At 59.8% G+C, this 15,109-nt stretch carries 12 protein-coding genes; 10 read left to right on the forward strand and 2 right to left on the reverse strand.

The annotated features are described in order from the left end of the window. Positions 1 to 726 precede the first annotated feature (726 nt). From RTQ46_RS20005 to RTQ46_RS20015, 3 genes are read left to right on the forward strand one after another with little or no spacing between them, the layout of a single operon-like run. Positions 727 to 942: a hypothetical protein gene (locus RTQ46_RS20005; RefSeq protein ID WP_312439339.1), complete on the forward strand. Its 216-nt coding sequence runs from the start codon at positions 727 to 729 to the stop codon at positions 940 to 942. After that, complete coding sequence (locus tag RTQ46_RS20010; RefSeq protein WP_312439340.1) at positions 926 to 2,479, forward strand: sulfatase-like hydrolase/transferase; 1,554 nt, start codon at positions 926 to 928, stop codon at positions 2,477 to 2,479. Before RTQ46_RS20005 ends, RTQ46_RS20010 begins: the two co-directional genes overlap by 17 nt. After that, a complete protein-coding gene (locus RTQ46_RS20015) occupies positions 2,463 to 3,887 on the forward strand; it encodes a class I SAM-dependent methyltransferase (RefSeq protein ID WP_312439341.1) in 1,425 nt (474 codons plus the stop codon). The genes RTQ46_RS20010 and RTQ46_RS20015 overlap by 17 nt, the downstream gene beginning before the upstream one ends. Positions 3,888 to 3,946: 59 nt before the next feature. On the opposite strand, the gene RTQ46_RS20020 is transcribed toward RTQ46_RS20015, so the two are convergent. Together RTQ46_RS20020 and RTQ46_RS20025 are read right to left on the reverse strand one after the other, a co-directional pair. Beyond that, a complete protein-coding gene (locus RTQ46_RS20020; protein ID WP_312439342.1) occupies positions 3,947 to 5,707 on the reverse strand; it encodes an allantoate amidohydrolase in 1,761 nt (586 codons plus the stop codon). Positions 5,708 to 5,798: 91 nt separating this feature from the next. Beyond that, a complete protein-coding gene (locus RTQ46_RS20025; RefSeq protein ID WP_312439343.1) occupies positions 5,799 to 6,734 on the reverse strand; it encodes a LysR family transcriptional regulator in 936 nt (311 codons plus the stop codon). A 142-nt stretch (positions 6,735 to 6,876) separates the two neighbouring features. On the opposite strand from RTQ46_RS20025, the gene RTQ46_RS20030 reads away from it, so the two are divergent. From RTQ46_RS20030 to RTQ46_RS20060, 7 genes are all read left to right on the forward strand, one after another. Continuing rightward, on the forward strand, positions 6,877 to 8,109 hold the full coding sequence (locus tag RTQ46_RS20030) for a urate hydroxylase PuuD (protein ID WP_312439344.1): 1,233 nt from the start codon (positions 6,877 to 6,879) through the stop codon (positions 8,107 to 8,109). Next, positions 8,106 to 9,374: an ArgE/DapE family deacylase gene (locus tag RTQ46_RS20035; protein ID WP_312439345.1), complete on the forward strand. Its 1,269-nt coding sequence runs from the start codon at positions 8,106 to 8,108 to the stop codon at positions 9,372 to 9,374. The genes RTQ46_RS20030 and RTQ46_RS20035 overlap by 4 nt, the downstream gene beginning before the upstream one ends. 270 nt (positions 9,375 to 9,644) lie before the next feature. Further along, on the forward strand, positions 9,645 to 10,985 hold the full coding sequence (locus RTQ46_RS20040) for an amidase (RefSeq protein WP_312439346.1): 1,341 nt from the start codon (positions 9,645 to 9,647) through the stop codon (positions 10,983 to 10,985). 93 nt (positions 10,986 to 11,078) lie between these two features. Continuing rightward, positions 11,079 to 12,395: a paraquat-inducible protein A gene (locus RTQ46_RS20045; protein ID WP_312439347.1), complete on the forward strand. Its 1,317-nt coding sequence runs from the start codon at positions 11,079 to 11,081 to the stop codon at positions 12,393 to 12,395. Beyond that, positions 12,388 to 14,019, forward strand: a complete 1,632-nt coding sequence (locus tag RTQ46_RS20050) for an MlaD family protein (RefSeq protein ID WP_312439348.1) — start codon at positions 12,388 to 12,390, stop codon at positions 14,017 to 14,019. Before RTQ46_RS20045 ends, RTQ46_RS20050 begins: the two co-directional genes overlap by 8 nt. Further along, positions 14,016 to 14,609: a PqiC family protein gene (locus RTQ46_RS20055; RefSeq protein WP_312439349.1), complete on the forward strand. Its 594-nt coding sequence runs from the start codon at positions 14,016 to 14,018 to the stop codon at positions 14,607 to 14,609. Before RTQ46_RS20050 ends, RTQ46_RS20055 begins: the two co-directional genes overlap by 4 nt. A 10-nt stretch (positions 14,610 to 14,619) precedes the next feature. After that, positions 14,620 to 15,003 (forward strand): hypothetical protein, encoded by a 384-nt coding sequence (locus tag RTQ46_RS20060; RefSeq protein WP_312439350.1) that lies wholly within the window; start codon positions 14,620 to 14,622, stop codon positions 15,001 to 15,003. Positions 15,004 to 15,109 lie beyond the last annotated feature (106 nt).

Below are 15,109 nucleotides of genomic sequence, written 5' to 3' on the forward strand. Positions count from 1 at the left end.
AAACTGCGGGAAGCCGACATATCGAACGCTGGAATTTTTCGCACGTGGTGCTGCCTTAAAAACGCCTGGCAAAACCGTAGCGAGCGGAAGGGATCTGTGGTCGAGAAGCGAAGCCGTACGAAGGTACAGTGAGCATCGCAAGCCGCAAATACCGACGCGCAGTAGGTTTTGATCGGCGTTATTAGGTAACTTTGGCGGTAGGGCGGGGGGCGGATCGCAAACTGTATCTGGTCATCAGTGCCGGCCGGGCGGCGGCCCATCTGGCCAACGCGCTGGGCAAACTATGCAGCATATATTATCGCCAAGTTAAAATGGCGGCCTGCGCTGGCTGAGCGGGTGTATGGATACGACATCGTATCCGCGAACATGGTTGTTTCGGCAATTCGGCGCTGTCCAATCGGCATCTCTGATAACTGCCGCTGCCGCAGCGTAGCGCGGCGTAGGTGGAGAGCAGGGATGATTTCTCGACTTGGTAAAAAGTGATGATATTGCTAATTTTTCGCTATTATTCGGTTTTGTCAAGTATTTTGATGAAGTTTGAAAGGGAAGTGGTGTGCTTAAAGCCAGTATATTTTGTATTGATACGGCGGCGCTTATTGCATATATAATACGCAAACATGGAACAAGTCGGGAGTGATACTTGATTCAAAATTTTTATTGCTAATATTGAATTATAATTTCGAATAGGTAATTTATTTTTAATGTTGGCCAATTTGATTGATTTTTATGAATAATAAAAAAATACTTTTTTTAGGTGTAAGCCTGCTTTTTTTTCCTGGCGTTGCAATGGCTTATGTCGATCCTGGAACCGGGGCTTATCTTTTGCAGTTATTGGTTACGATATTTGGCGCGGTAATATTCTACATTTCCAAGCCTGCTTATTTGTTCAGGTTGATTAAAGATTTTTTTGCAAGAAAAAAGAAAAATGATGAATCGTCTTAGTATGGCAGGAGGGTTAGCGCTTCTTTATGCGTCTGCATATTATTTGTTTTTTTTAAATCCGAGCTCATTATATTTTGTTCCATCTTTTTTCAGGTATATAGTATTTCCTTCGCTGGTCACTGTTTTAATTCTGACGCCGATTTTTTTTCTGGTAAGTGGAACGCTATTGAATCCGACTCTCAAGCGCAGCTTGATATTTTTCGGAAGTGGTTTTCTGACTATTGTAGCCATAAAAAGTATTTTTGATGCAGCAAATTATCCGTGGGTCAAAATTTTTCCATTGGTAATGGGTTCGGATATTGAATTTTCTGACAGCTTCAGATTTGTAAAATATTTTTCTGCTAGCGCACTTTATTTTGCGATTTTTGGATTTCTTTTCATTTTTCGGAAAAATTTGAAAAAGTGGGTTCATTGGCTTTCCGTTTTAGGTTACGCTTTTGTTTTTCTTGCTATATATCGATGCATAGCATTTGATCTGATTTTTGAGCCAGCCAAGGCGCCAGTTTCGGATAATTCTTATAATGTCTCGCCTGAAGTCGCGCGGCGCGTTGTATGGGTTATTTTCGATGAAATGGATTATGGTTTAAGCTTGGGGCAAGACTCTGGCCTGTCTACCGCAATGCCTAATTTCTCCGCGCTAGCCGAGCATGCCGTTACTGCGAGTCACGCGTTTTCACCAGGCCGGGACACAACATACTCTATTCCAGCGCTATTGACAGGTACACCTTTGTCTGGTGTTTCGATAGATTTTCAAAATAAACTTGATTTGATCGATCAGCGACAAGAAAAAGTCCGTTTCGCCACTGAGACAGCCATATTTGGAAAACTGCCAGGAGGTGCCCAATCAGCCACGGTGCTCGGTTTTTATCATCCATATTGCAAAATTTTCCAAACATTGCAAAAATGCAATAGTACATATATGGGTAATGCGGGTCGATGGTTTGATAGTTTAACTTTTTTCAGCACTACATTAATTTCAGTTTTAAGGAACATCAAGTGGGCAGCGCAATTAGCGCCGGAATTTGTGCTTTATAATTTTGATCTCATGTATCGAATATCCAAGGATATACTATCGCAACTCGATAAAACGATTGCCAATCAGCATAGTTCTCTCGATTTCATTCATGTGAACATGCCTCATTTGCCCAATATATATGCACAACGGCTGTTGAATCAGTCGGTAACTAATGACAGGGATGCCTATCGGCAAAACTTGTCCGGTGCCGATATGGTACTTGGGAATATCGTTAAAGATTTGAAAAAAATAACTCCCAAACAAGACATCCTGCTAATTGTTTCTTCTGATCATTGGCTGAGAACGCATTCAAAGGAGCCTGCTCCGATTCCGTTTATTATCTGGAGGGTTGGTGAAAATGCTCCTATTTCCTTGCCGGGACGTATCAGTACAGTGCATAGCAAGCAAATCGCGCTGGATTTCTTGTCAGGAAATTTGAATACACAGCTGGAATTGGCCGATGCCTTGCGGCGTACCAATTATTATGAAACTTGGAGTGCGCCAGATGGCTATAAATATTAAAGCAGTACAAAAAGTTTCTTGGCGTGATCCAGCTGGCTTCGTTGCAAAAAAAAATGGCCGGATTTTTCGCGCCGTCAGCACCCATAAAATAGCCGATATACAGGCTTTGTTCAATGCGCCGTGGTATTGCAAGGGGGTTGCTGATGGCTGGTTTCCCGCATCAGAATGGCTGGAGGGGCGGGAAGACTCGGTCTCCGATTCTGCCGAATTTCGCTGGCTAGAGCACCGCGCCATTGATTTTCCATGCTATCCACATGAAATTACCGCTTTGCAGTTATATGACGCTGCAAAAATGACGCTGCTGATAGCCCGCACGGCATTGGAGCATGGCTGGATCATCAAGGATGCTTCGGCATGGAACATCCTGTTCGAGCACGGCAATCCGGTATTTTGCGACATACTTTCTTTTGAGCGTATTGATGCATCTGGTATATGGGTTGCGTATGCGCAATTTTGTCGGCATTTTTTGACTCCCTTGCTGTTGTATCGTAACGCTGGCATGCAGACATCGGCTCTGTTTGTCCAATATCGTGATGGTGTTCAGCCAGAGCAGGCCAGACGCATCATAAGCGGCTGGCGTGCTTATATGCAGCCCGTGCTGGAAGTAGTGACTTTGCCGGCGTTTTTCGGTTCAATGCGACAACTTCGAACCAGCGGAGCCAAGCATACACCTAAAGCAAGACCGCCTGAGCTGGTCAAATTTCTTTTGATGCGCACTTTCAAACGGCTTGAAAAACATCTCGATAAGCTCAAACCTGCTTCGTCGGCGAAACCGACCAAATGGGAAAATTACGAAGCAGACCGGGATCATTACAGTACCCCCGATGTACTGGTCAAGACCGCTTTCGTGCGTGCTGCGGTGGAGCGGCCGGATATCGTCACAGTGCTTGATCTCGGCTGCAATGCTGGCGAGTTCAGCAAGGTCGCCGCCAAAGCCGGGAAAAAGGTGGTGGCGGCCGATTACGATCATGGCGCGTTGTCGCGGCTGTACCAGCAATTGCGCGACGCGGCACTGCCGATTTCCCCGATCCTGCTCGACATCGGACGCCCCACCCCGGCGGTAGGCTGGATGAATCAGGAGGTGGACAGTTTCATGGTGCGCGCCGCAGGCAAGTTCGATTGCATTATGGCATTAGGACTGGTGCATCACTTGCTCGTTTCCGAACGCGCCAGCTTGCCGATGATCTTGGAATTTTTCCTGTCGCTGGCGCCGCGCTTTCTGGTATTGGAATGGATAGAACCGCAAGACCGCCGTTTTGCCGAAATCGCCGGCATCAATGAAGCACTGTATTCGTCGATGTCGATCGACAGTTTTGAAAGTATATTTTCCGAAAAATACACCATTGAGAAAAAACAGCCGCTCGTCGCTGGTAACCGTACGCTGTATCTTCTTGAACGGAAAGATTAACCGCAAGCCGCCCTTGGAGTAACGTTGAACAAGGTCAACCAAGTGCGGCCTGCCTTCAATTAATTTCGTTCGACCTCTTGGAAATTGCGCAGGAAATGCAGCAGCGCCTGCGCCGCGATATCGGCGTCGTCCGCCGTCATGGTTTCCAGCGGATTGTGGCTGATGCCGCCATTGCCGCAGCGCGTAAACAGCATCGCCACGTCGGTGATGGCGGCCATCGCCATGGCGTCGTGGCCGGCGCCGGACAACAGCGCATACGGCGCGATATCGACCGAGGCGACGGCCGCGTCCAGCTGCGCCATCAGCCATGGCGCGCACGGCGCCGCGCTGGCCGACAGCAGCAGTTCGAGTTCGACGTCGATCTGGCGCCGCGCGCAGATGGCGGCGATGCCATCCAAAATGTCGTCGACGGCCTGTTGACGCACGCTGTCGCTGGCAGCGCGGATATCGAGCGACAGCTGGCAGGCGCCGGCGATCACATTGACGGAGCCATTGGGCACAGCGAGCTGGCCAACGGTGCCGACCAGCGACTCGCCCTGGCTGCAGCGCTGTTCGACCAGCAGGATGATTTCGGCGGCGGCGCTGGCCGCGTCGCGCCGCATGGTCATCGGCGTGGTGCCCGCATGGCTGGCCATGCCGCCCAGCTTGACCAGGTAGCGCGAGCTGCCGGCAATCGCCGTCACCACGCCCAGCGGCAGGTCGCGCTCGAGCAGCACCGGCCCCTGTTCGATATGCACTTCCACATAGCCGAGCAGTTCGCCGGGGTCGCGCGCGATGGCGGCAATCGCCGTGGCATCGTGGCCGGCTTTGGCCAGCGCGTCGCGCATGCTGACGCCATCGGTGTCGAGCTGTTCCAGCAGGCGCAGGTCGAACTTGCCCGTCACCGCCGTGCTGCCGAGAAAAGTGCTTTTGAAACGCACGCCTTCTTCTTCGGCAAAGCCGACGATTTCAAAATGAAATGGCAGCTTCTCGCCGCGTTCATGCAGGTGGCGCACCACGGCGATCGGCAGCACGATGCCGAGCCGCCCGTCGTACTTGCCGCCATTGCGCACGGTGTCGTAGTGCGAGCCCGTCATCAGGGTTTTCGCACCGGGCACGCCGGAGACGTAGCGCCCCGTGACATTGCCGACCGCGTCGATGGCGACCTCCATGCCGGCGCCACGCATCCACGCGGCCAGCTGTTCGGCGGTTTTCTGGTGCGCCGGCGTCATGTAGGCGCAGGTCAGGTTGTAGCTGCTGTCGCTCCAGCCGGCCAGCGTTTCGCACTGCTGCATGATGGACGGGCCGAACGCCAGGCGTACATCGAGCAGGTCGTTCAGGCGCAGCTCGGCGATGCGCTTGATCTGGCGCAGCGACTCGGCCAGCTCGTCGGGCCGGCGGTTTTTCAGCCGCCGCGCAAAGGTGGCGATAATGTCCTGGCGCGTCAGGCCTTCGCCGGTCGGGCCTTTCACGGCCAGGATGAACGGGAAGCCGAACCTGGCGTTGTAGTCGGCGTTCAGGCGCTGCAAGGTGGCGAATTCTTCCGCACTGCACAGATGCAGGCCGGACTTGGCCTGCTCGCGCGTCGATTCGGCCGTCAGCTGGCCGGCGATCGCGGCTTTTCCCGCCAGCTCCGGGTGGGCGCGGATCAATCCCAGCTGCTCCTCGGGCGAGGCCAGGCCCAGCACGCGCTGCAGTTCGCGCTTGAGCGCCGTCAGGCTGGCGAACGGCCGCGCGGCAGCCGCGCGTTGGGCGATCCAGGGCGAGTGTTCATAGATACCGTGCAGTTGTTCGACAAAGCGCGTCGGGCTGCTGGTGTTCAGATCTGAAAGGGTGGTCATGGTGGGTCCGATCATGCAAGCTGTGATGATAGCGCCGCGGCGCCTGGTCCGTTATATGCGCGCGCTGATAAGGCTTATCTCTGGTATGCCTTTACCAGCGCAGCGCCTTGGCCGCCGCGCTGACCTGGTCGCGCAGCCATTTGTGCTCTGGCGCCTGGTGCACGCGCTGGTGCCACAGCTGGTAGAAGCGCATCGGCGGAAATTTCAGCGGCACCGTATACGTTTTCAGCGGCAGCGTCTTTTCATAAAAGCGCATGAACTGGCGGCCGGTGGTCAGCACCAGGTCGGTCTGCGTCAGCATATACGGAATCAGGCCGAAATAGGCCGACTCGACCACCACGTTGCGCTGCAGGTTCTGGCGCTCCAGGAACGAGTCGATCACGCCATGGTAGCCGGGCATCATGGGCGAGGGCGCCACATGGGGCAGGCTCAGGTAATCGTCGATGGTCATCGCGTCGCTGGCCGTACGGCGCGCGTAGGCGTTTTCCGCATGCATGGCGCAGATGATGGGGTCTTCGAACAGTTTTGAAATATGCAGGTGGGCCGGCGGCTCGTCCCAGTTGGCGATCACCAGGTCCAGCCCGCCGTCGGACAGTTGCCGGATATGGTCGATGCCGGGCCCCAGGCTGTGCAGCACCACGCGGCTTTTCGGCGAACCGCGCCGCAGCAGCGCCACCACGTTCGGCAGGAACTGGCTGTCCAGGTAGTCGGGCGCGGCGATATGAAAGGTGCGCGCTTCTTCCTGCGCCACGAACGGCGTCTTCCTGACAAACAGGCTTTCCGTCTGGTCGAGGATGCGCTTGGCGGGATTCAAGAGGCTTTCGCCATGCTGGGTCGGCACCATGCCGCGCGCACCGCGCACCAGCAGCGGGTCGCCCGTCAGCTCGCGCAGCTTGCGCAGCGAGGCCGAAATCGACGGCTGCGGCTGGTTGAGTTTCAGCGCGACGCGCGAGACATTCTTTTCCACCAGCAGCAGATACAGGATGCGGATCAGGTGAAGGTCGAGGTGTTGCGGCAGGCTGGACATGGGCGGCGGCTATGTTGTATATCGATTCGGATATGTCAAATATACGATAAATTTCATGTGGCAGGCGATGAATCCGGCTATCTTGTGTAAATTGGCACGAATAGTGGTTCGGCCGAGTCCAAGCAACAACTCAAGGAATAATATGGAAGTGTTTGCCTACCTGATCCCTTACGGCCTTGAATGGCTGAACCTGATCGTCCGCTGGTTGCACGTCATTACCGGCATTGCCTGGATCGGCGCTTCCTTCTACTTTGTCTGGCTCGACAACTCCATCCGGCCTCCCGCGCCCGGCTCCGAGCTGGCGAAAAAGGGTGTGTCGGGCGAACTGTGGGCCGTGCATGGCGGCGGCTTCTACAATCCGCAAAAATATCTGGTGGCGCCCGCCGAACTGCCGAAAGAACTGCACTGGTTCAAGTGGGAAGCGTATTCGACCTGGTTGTCCGGCTTTGCGCTCTTGACCATCGCCTACTATTTCAACGCCCAAGCCATGATGATCGACAAGTCGGTGGCGGACTTGTCCAGCGGCCAGGCGATCGGCATCGGCATTGCCACGCTGGTGATCGGCTGGACCGTCTACGACCTGCTGTGCCGCTCGCCGTTGGCCAAGCATGAACTGTGGTTCGGCGTGGTGGTGTTTGCGCTGATCGTCGCCGCCGCCTATGTGCTGACGCATCTGCTGAGCGGGCGCGCCACGTATATCCATGTGGGTGCCATGATCGGCACCATCATGGTGGCCAATGTGCTGATGCTGATCATTCCCGGCCAGCGCAAGATGGTCGAAGCGATGGCGGCCGGCAAGCTGCCGGACCCGAAGCACGGTCTGAAAGCCAAGCAGCGCAGCGTGCACAACAATTACTTCACCTTGCCGGTGCTGTTCATCATGATCAGCAACCACTATGCGATGACCTACCGTAACGATCATGCCTGGCTGGTGCTGGCGCTGATCATGGCGGCCGGCGTGTTTATCCGCCACTTCTTCAACCTGCGCCACAAGGGCCGCGTGGAATGGCGCTATCCGGTCATCGGCGTACTGTTGCTGATCGGCGTGGCGGTGGCGATTGCACCGAAAGCGCCGGTGGCGGTGGCTGCCGCACCGGTGGTCGACCAGGCCGCGCAGTTCAAGTCCGTGCAGGCCATCATTGCCCAGCGCTGTGCCACCTGCCATTCGGCCAAACCCACGCAAGCGGGCTTTGCCACCGCGCCGGCCGGCATGATGCTCGATAATGAAACGGAAATCCGCCAGCACGCGGCGCAGATCTACAAGCAGGCGATCGAGCTGAAAGCCATGCCGATCGGTAACCTGACCAATATGACGGACGCCGAGCGCAGCGAACTGGGCGCCTGGCTGCAACAGACACTGCAAGGAACAAAATGACGACGACAGAACAACAGATTACCGACTGGATCGACGCGCACTTCGACGAAGAAGTCGCCTTCCTGCAGCAGGTGGTGCAGGTGCCCACCGATACGCCGCCGGGCAACAATGCGCCGCACGCCGAACGCGTGGCGCAGCTGCTGCAGGCGTATGGCTGGGACGCCGAGCAGCATGCGGTGCCGGGCGACCAGGTCGAGGCCTACGGCATGCAGAGCATCACCAACCTGATCGTGCGCCGTCCGTACGGCGCTGGCGGCCCCACCGTGGCGCTGAACGCCCATGGCGACGTGGTGCCGCCCGGCGACAACTGGACCTATCCGCCGTATGGCGCGCAGGTGGCCGACGGCTACCTGTATGGCCGCGCGGCGGCCGTGTCGAAAAGCGATTTCGCCACCTATGTGTTTGCCACGCGCGCACTGGAAGCGCTGGGCATCCCGTTGAAAGGCCAGCTGGAGCTGCACTTCACGTACGACGAGGAATTCGGCGGCCTGCTGGGGCCGGGCTGGCTGCTGGAACAACAACTGACGAAGCCCGATTTCGTCATCGCGGCCGGCTTCAGCTACAACATCGTCACGGCCCATAACGCCTGCCTGCAGCTGGAGATCACCGTGCACGGCAAGTCGGGCCACGGCGCCATGCCGGAAACCGGCATCGATGCGCTGCAGGCGGCCAGCAAGATTTTGAACGCCATCTACGGCCAGCTGCCCGAGCTGAAAAAGATCAAGTCGAAGGTGCCCGGCATCGACTCGCCGACCATGCTGATGGGCCGCATCGATGGCGGCACCAATACCAATGTGGTGCCGGGCAAGGTCACCATGAAGATGGACCGCCGCATGATCCCGGAAGAAGATCCGGTGGCGGTGGAAGCGCAGGTGCGCGCGCTGATCGAGGCGGCGGTGCAGGACGAGCCGGGCATCCGCATCGAGATCCGCCGCCTGCTGCTGTCGCATGCGCTGCGCCCGCTGCCAGGCTCGGAACAGCTGGTGGCAAACCTGCAGAAAAACGCGCAGGCGATCCTGGGCGAGACGATACCCGCGCAGGGCACGCCGCTGTATGCGGACGCGCGCCTGTATGGCGAGCATGGCATCCCGGCCGTGCTGTACGGCGCCGGGCCGCGCACGGTGCCCGAGTCGAATGCGAAAAAGGCCGACGAGCGGCTGGCACTGGACGATTTGCGCAAGGCCAGCAAGATCGTGGCATTGACCTTGCTGGATTTTCTGGCGGCGAAACAGGGCAGGGCTTGGGCAGGCGACGGGGCGAGCTGACGGTCCGTGAAGAAGAACCTGATTGACACCCGTTTTCCCGACGCGTTTGTCTGGGCCGCGCGGCTCGACGAATTTGGTGGACGGTGATGTCGGATTACGCTGCGCTAATCCGACCTGCGCAGCTTGACATGATCGCAGGCCCGTCATCCGACACATTGCTGGCTTATCTCCACCCACAAGGGTCAGGGCGACGCGTTTGGACTGGAGCTGTATGATCCAGCCTTGCGGCATCGCCATGCGGTGCCAACCTTGCCCGTGGAAGGATAAGACATGACAACGACCATCCGTGAACTGGCGGCCGGCCTGGCCGCTGGCCGCCTCACCAGCGTGGCACTCACGCACGAGATGCTGGCGCGTGCCGAAGCGCATCGCGCCGAAGGCGGCCACGCCTATGTCAGCCTGGACGGCGAACAGGCATTGAGGGAGGCGCGCGCCAGCGATGCGCTGCGCGCCGCCGGCGTGGTGGCCTCGCCGCTGGCCGGCATTCCCGTCTCGATCAAGGACCTGTTCGACATGCGCGGCCAGGTCAGCAGCGCGGCCTCGCTGGCGCTGGCCGATTCAGCGCCAGCCACCGGCGATGCCGACGCCGTGGCGCGGCTGCGCGCGGCCGGCGCGGTGCTGCTGGGCCGCACCAATATGAGCGAATTCGCATTCTCGGGATTGGGCCTCAATCCCCATCACGGCACGCCGCGCAATCCGCATGACGCCACGCGCGTGGCGGGCGGCTCGACCTCCGGCGGCGCCGTGACAGTGGCGCTGGACATGGCGGCTGGCGCACTGGGTACGGACACGGGCGGCTCGATCCGCATCCCGTCGGCCTTTTGCGGCCTGACCGGTTTCAAGCCGACCGCGGCTACCGTATCGCTAGCCGGCACGGTGCCGCTTTCGCGCTCGCTCGACTCGGCCGGGCCGATTGCCAACAGCGTCGATTGCTGCGCGATTTTGCATGCGGCGCTGTCGGGCCAGGAGCATGCCTTGCCGGCGCCATCGCTCAAGGGCCTGCGCTTCGGCCATACGCCGGACTTTGTCGGCGCCGGCGTCGAGCAACAGGTGCAGCAGGCCTTCGATGCGGCGCTGGACCGCTTGCGCGCGGCCGGCGCGCTGGTGCAGCCATTCGACTTTCCCGAATTGCTGCAGCTGCCGGCGATCAATGGCGGCGGTGGACTGGTGGCGGCCGAGGCGTGGCACTGGCACCGCGAGCTGCTGGCAGCGCGCGGCGCTCAATACGACCAGCGCGTGGCGGCGCGTATCCGCCGTGGCCAGCAGCAGGGTGCGGCCGAATATATCGATCTGCTCGACGCGCGCGCGCATCTGCGCCTTATCGCGCACAAGCGGCTGGCGCCGTATGACGCCTGGCTGATGCCCAGCGTGGCCATCGTCGCGCCCGAAGTGGCGCCACTGGAGGCGGACGATACGGCCTTCTTTGCCACCAATGGCCTGGTGCTGCGCAACGCCAGCGTGATCAACTTCCTCGACGGCTGCGCCTTGTCGCTGCCATGCCATGCGGCTGGCGCACTGCCGGTGGGCCTGGGCATCTGCGGCCTGGCGGGGAGCGATGCGCGCATCCTGTCCATCGGCCGCGCAGTGGAGGCGCTGCTGCGCGAACGGTAGAAAAGACGGGGCGCAGAAGTATGCCGGTTTGTAATATGATAGCTGGCATTGATATGGGATAGTCGCGCACCGCGTGCCGGCAAACTACACTCTGTGCTCCGATACGACCTGATCAGCTGTCATGAATGCGGCGTGCTGTACCGAAAACGCCCGCTGCGTGCGCGCGAGAAGGCACGCTGCGTGCGCTGCCGTTCGGTGCTGTACCGTGCCGCACCGGGAGGTGGTACCTCGGCCGACCTGAACCGCGTCGTCGCGCTGACGCTGGGCGCCGCCTTTGTTTTCCTGATCGCCCAGTTCTTTCCCATCGTCGAACTCGACATCAATGGCCTCACTTCCAGCGCCACGCTATTGGGCGCCATCCGCGTGCTGTGGCACGAGCAGATGCACATCGTGGCCACCATGGTGTTTTTATTTACCATGCTGTTTCCCGCCATCGAACTGGGCTCCCTGCTGTACGTCTCGCTGGGCCTGCGCATGGGCGTAAAAGTGCCGGGCTTCAGCCTGGTGCTGCGTTCGGTGCAGACGGCGCGCGCCTGGGGCATGACGGAGGTGCTGATGATCGGCATCCTGGTCACCGTCATCAAGATGACCAGTCTCGCCAGCGTGGTGCCGCGCCCCGGCCTGTTCGCCTTTGGCGCGCTGACCATCATGCTGGCCATCGTGGTGTCGTTCGATCCGAAGGCCCTGTGGAACGCCGGCGACGACCTGGTGCGCCAGGCCTTGCCCGGCATGCGCTACAAGGCGTTTGCACCCGGCGACGCGCTGCTGCCCTGCCACAGCTGCGGCCTGGTGGCGCCGCCGCTCGCCCGCGGCAAGCACCTGCACTGCGCGCGCTGCGGCGCCGCCCTGCATGGCCGCAATCCGGACAGCATCAACCGCACCTGGGCGCTGCTGGTCGCCGCCGCCATCCTGTATATCCCCGCCAACCTGCTGCCCGTGATGTACACGCATTCGCTGTTCGGCGTCGAGGACGACACCATCATGAGCGGCGTGGTGTTCTTCTGGACCAGCGGCTCGAAGGGTCTGGCCGTCATCATCTTTATCGCCAGCGTGGTGGTGCCGATGCTGAAACTGGCCACGCTGGCGCTGCTGGCTTTTACCTCGCAGCGGCGCTCGCGCTGGCGTCCGCAGCAGCGTACCAAACTGTACCGCATGGTCGAATTCATCGGCCGCTGGTCGATGCTCGATATTTTCGTGGTGACCCTGACGGTGGCGCTGGTGCGCTTCGACGCGCTGGCCGTGATCACGGCTGGTCCGGGCGCGCTGGCCTTCGGCGCCGTGGTGGTGCTGACCATGCTGGCCTCGATGCAGTTCGACCCGCGCCTGATCTGGGACCCGGTGGACGAGGCGGCAGCGCGGCACGATGAAAACGATATAAAACATTTGGCAATTGGAGAGCACCATGTCTGACAAAGAAGAGGGCGGCATACGCGCGCCGGACGAGCGGCAATTGCCCGAACCCGACGTGGACAAGGCCAGCCGCTGGCTGCCGTCGCTGGTATGGCTGATCCCTCTGCTGGCCGCGCTGATCGGCGCCGGCCTGGCCGCCAAATCGATCCTCGACCAGGGACCGACGGTGACCGTCAGCTTCAAGAGCGCGGAAGGCCTGGAGCCGGGCAAAACCAAGGTCAAATACAAGGATGTCGATATCGGCCAGGTGCGCGCGATCACCCTGGGTGACGACTTGAGCCGCGTGCTGGTGACGATCGACATGAGCAAGGAAGCGCGCCGCTTCGCCACCAGCGATTCGCGCTTCTGGGTGGTGCGCCCGCAGATCGGCGCCAGCGGCGTGACGGGCCTGGGCACCTTGCTGTCGGGCGCGTATATTGGCGTCGATACAGGCAAGTCGGAAGCGAAAAAAGACAGCTTCACGGGCATGGAAAGCCCGCCCGCCGTCGATGGCGACCAGAAGGGAAAACTGTTCACGCTGCACGCGGAAAGCCTCGGTTCCGTCGATGTCGGCTCGCCCCTGTTTTTCCACCGCCTGCGGGTCGGCAAGGTAGTCAGCTTTGGCCTGGACAAGGACGGCAACGGTATCACCATGACGGTGTTCGTCAACGCGCCTTACGATCAGTTCGTCGGCAAGAACGCGCGCTGGTGGCATGCCAGCGGCGTCGACGTGCGCCTCGACTCGAACGGCTTCAAACTGAACACGCAATCGCTGGCCGCGCTGCTGGTGGGCGGCATCGCTTTTGAGGCGGAAAACGGCCGCAAGCCGGAGGAACCGGCACCGGCCAATACCAGCTTCCGGCTGGCGCCCGACGAAGCGAGCGCCATGCGCGCGCCGGACGGCGAGGCGATTACCACCGTGTTCTATTTCGACCAGTCGCTGCGCGGCCTGCAGCCGGGCGCCACGGTGGACTTCCGCGGCATCGTGCTCGGCGAAGTGCGCTCGGTCGGCATCGAATTCGATCCGATCAGGAAGAACTTCCGCATGCCGGTGACCGTCAACCTGTACCCCGCGCGCCTGGGCATGCGCTTCAAGACGGCGGTCGAGGATGCGGAAGGCTCCAGCAGCCACCAGATGCTCGAACGGATGGTCAGCCGCGGCCTGCGCGCCCAGCTGCGCACGGGAAATTTGCTGACCAGCCAGCTGTATATCGCGCTCGACTTCTTCCCGAAAGCGCCGAAAGTGGCGATGGACGTGAACCGCTACCCGCTGGAAGTGCCGACGATACCGAACACGCTCGACGAATTGCAGACGCAGGTCGCCAGCATTGCCCGCAAGCTCGACCAGGTGCCGTTCGGCGAGATCGGCAACAACCTGAACGCCACCATCAAGGAAGCGAACGCGCTGTTCAAGCAGCTCGACAGCCAGGTGGTGCCGGAAATGCGCGGCACGCTGACGGCAGCCAAAAATACGTTTGGCACGGCCGAGCAGGTACTGCAGAAGGATTCGCCGCTGCAGTCCGACGTGCGCCAGGCCTTGCAGCAGCTGACGCAAACCTTGCAGTCGCTGAACGCCCTGACCGACTACCTGGAACGCCATCCCGAGTCCCTGATCCGTGGCAAAAAAGGAGATGAACAGAAATGAAGACCATCCTCGCCGCCCTGGGCGCCGCTGTTTTATTGGGCGCCTGCTCCACGCCGCAGCCCGAGCATTTCTATACGCTGTCCGGCGCTGCAGATACCCGGCCGGCCAAGCCGGTGCAATACTACGTCGAGATGCTGGCCGTCAGCGTGCCGCAGCAGGTCAGCCGCAACCAGTTCGTGGTGACGGCGCCGTCGGGCCGCATCGAGCTGCTGGAACAGCAGCGCTGGGCGGGTCCGCTGGCCGGCGAAATCGGCCAGTCGCTGTCGACCGCTGTCACCAATGAGCTGGGTGCGATCGACGTGTTCCGCACGCCGTACCCGGACAAGCTGCCCGTGTTCAGGATTAGCACCAATGTGCAGCGCTTCGAATCGGTGATGAACCAGTACGCGCTGATCGACGCCGTGTGGAGCGTGCGCGAACTGGCCAGCAACAAGGTGCTGGCCTGCCGCACGGTCGCCAGTGAAAAGGTCGGCGCCGGCTATGATGAGCTGGTGCTGGGCCACCGCCGCGCCGTGCAGACGATCTCGAAGCAGATGTCCGATGTCGTGCGCGGTTTCGCCACGGGCAATGCCGCTTGTCCCGCCATTTGAAAGTAGATAGATGTCACTGATCGATTTTTCCACCTTGTCCGCGCTGGCCGCCACCTCGGCCAGCATCACGCAGCCGTGCAGCTGCTGCACCGTGCCGCTCGATGCCTGGCAGCGCCTGCCCACGTCGCTGGAGCTGGACCGCTTCGAAGAAGTGGGCACGCTGGTAGCCGACGCCTACGACGAGCCCAGTTTCAAGGAATACCACCCGCACGGCACGCGCGACGACAGTCCCGACGCACCGATCGCGCCGCGCTACTATCCGGCCAACCGCAGCCAGGTGGCGCGCTGCCTCAATTGCGGACGCTATTACCTGCGCTATAACGAGGCGGGCGGGTATTTTACGGAGCTGCGCATCCGTGCGCTGAGGCCGGAATTGCTGGTGGATGCGGCGTAAGCTGCTGATACTGCGGGGCCAACAATGTTGTCGGATTACGCGGCTGCGCCGCTAATCCGACCTTGTATTATCCCCTCATGCCGTTTGTGATGTTGCGAGCGGCATC

This window comes from Janthinobacterium sp. (assembly GCF_031995485.1).
In the GTDB taxonomy this organism is placed as follows: Bacteria; Pseudomonadota; Gammaproteobacteria; order Burkholderiales; family Burkholderiaceae_D; genus Janthinobacterium.

Excerpts from the sequence above, each read along its gene's own strand:
- RTQ46_RS20005 (WP_312439339.1), top strand. The coding sequence starts at position 727 with ATGAATAATAAAAAAATACTTTTTTTAGGTGTAAGCCTGCTTTTTTTT.
- RTQ46_RS20010 (WP_312439340.1), top strand. The coding sequence starts at position 926 with ATGATGAATCGTCTTAGTATGGCAGGAGGGTTAGCGCTTCTTTATGCG.
- RTQ46_RS20015 (WP_312439341.1), top strand. The coding sequence starts at position 2,463 with ATGGCTATAAATATTAAAGCAGTACAAAAAGTTTCTTGGCGTGATCCA.
- RTQ46_RS20020 (WP_312439342.1), bottom strand. The coding sequence starts at position 5,707 with ATGACCACCCTTTCAGATCTGAACACCAGCAGCCCGACGCGCTTTGTC.
- RTQ46_RS20025 (WP_312439343.1), bottom strand. The coding sequence starts at position 6,734 with ATGTCCAGCCTGCCGCAACACCTCGACCTTCACCTGATCCGCATCCTG.
- RTQ46_RS20030 (WP_312439344.1), top strand. The coding sequence starts at position 6,877 with ATGGAAGTGTTTGCCTACCTGATCCCTTACGGCCTTGAATGGCTGAAC.
- RTQ46_RS20035 (WP_312439345.1), top strand. The coding sequence starts at position 8,106 with ATGACGACGACAGAACAACAGATTACCGACTGGATCGACGCGCACTTC.
- RTQ46_RS20040 (WP_312439346.1), top strand. The coding sequence starts at position 9,645 with ATGACAACGACCATCCGTGAACTGGCGGCCGGCCTGGCCGCTGGCCGC.
- RTQ46_RS20050 (WP_312439348.1), top strand. The coding sequence starts at position 12,388 with ATGTCTGACAAAGAAGAGGGCGGCATACGCGCGCCGGACGAGCGGCAA.
- RTQ46_RS20055 (WP_312439349.1), top strand. The coding sequence starts at position 14,016 with ATGAAGACCATCCTCGCCGCCCTGGGCGCCGCTGTTTTATTGGGCGCC.
- RTQ46_RS20060 (WP_312439350.1), top strand. The coding sequence starts at position 14,620 with ATGTCACTGATCGATTTTTCCACCTTGTCCGCGCTGGCCGCCACCTCG.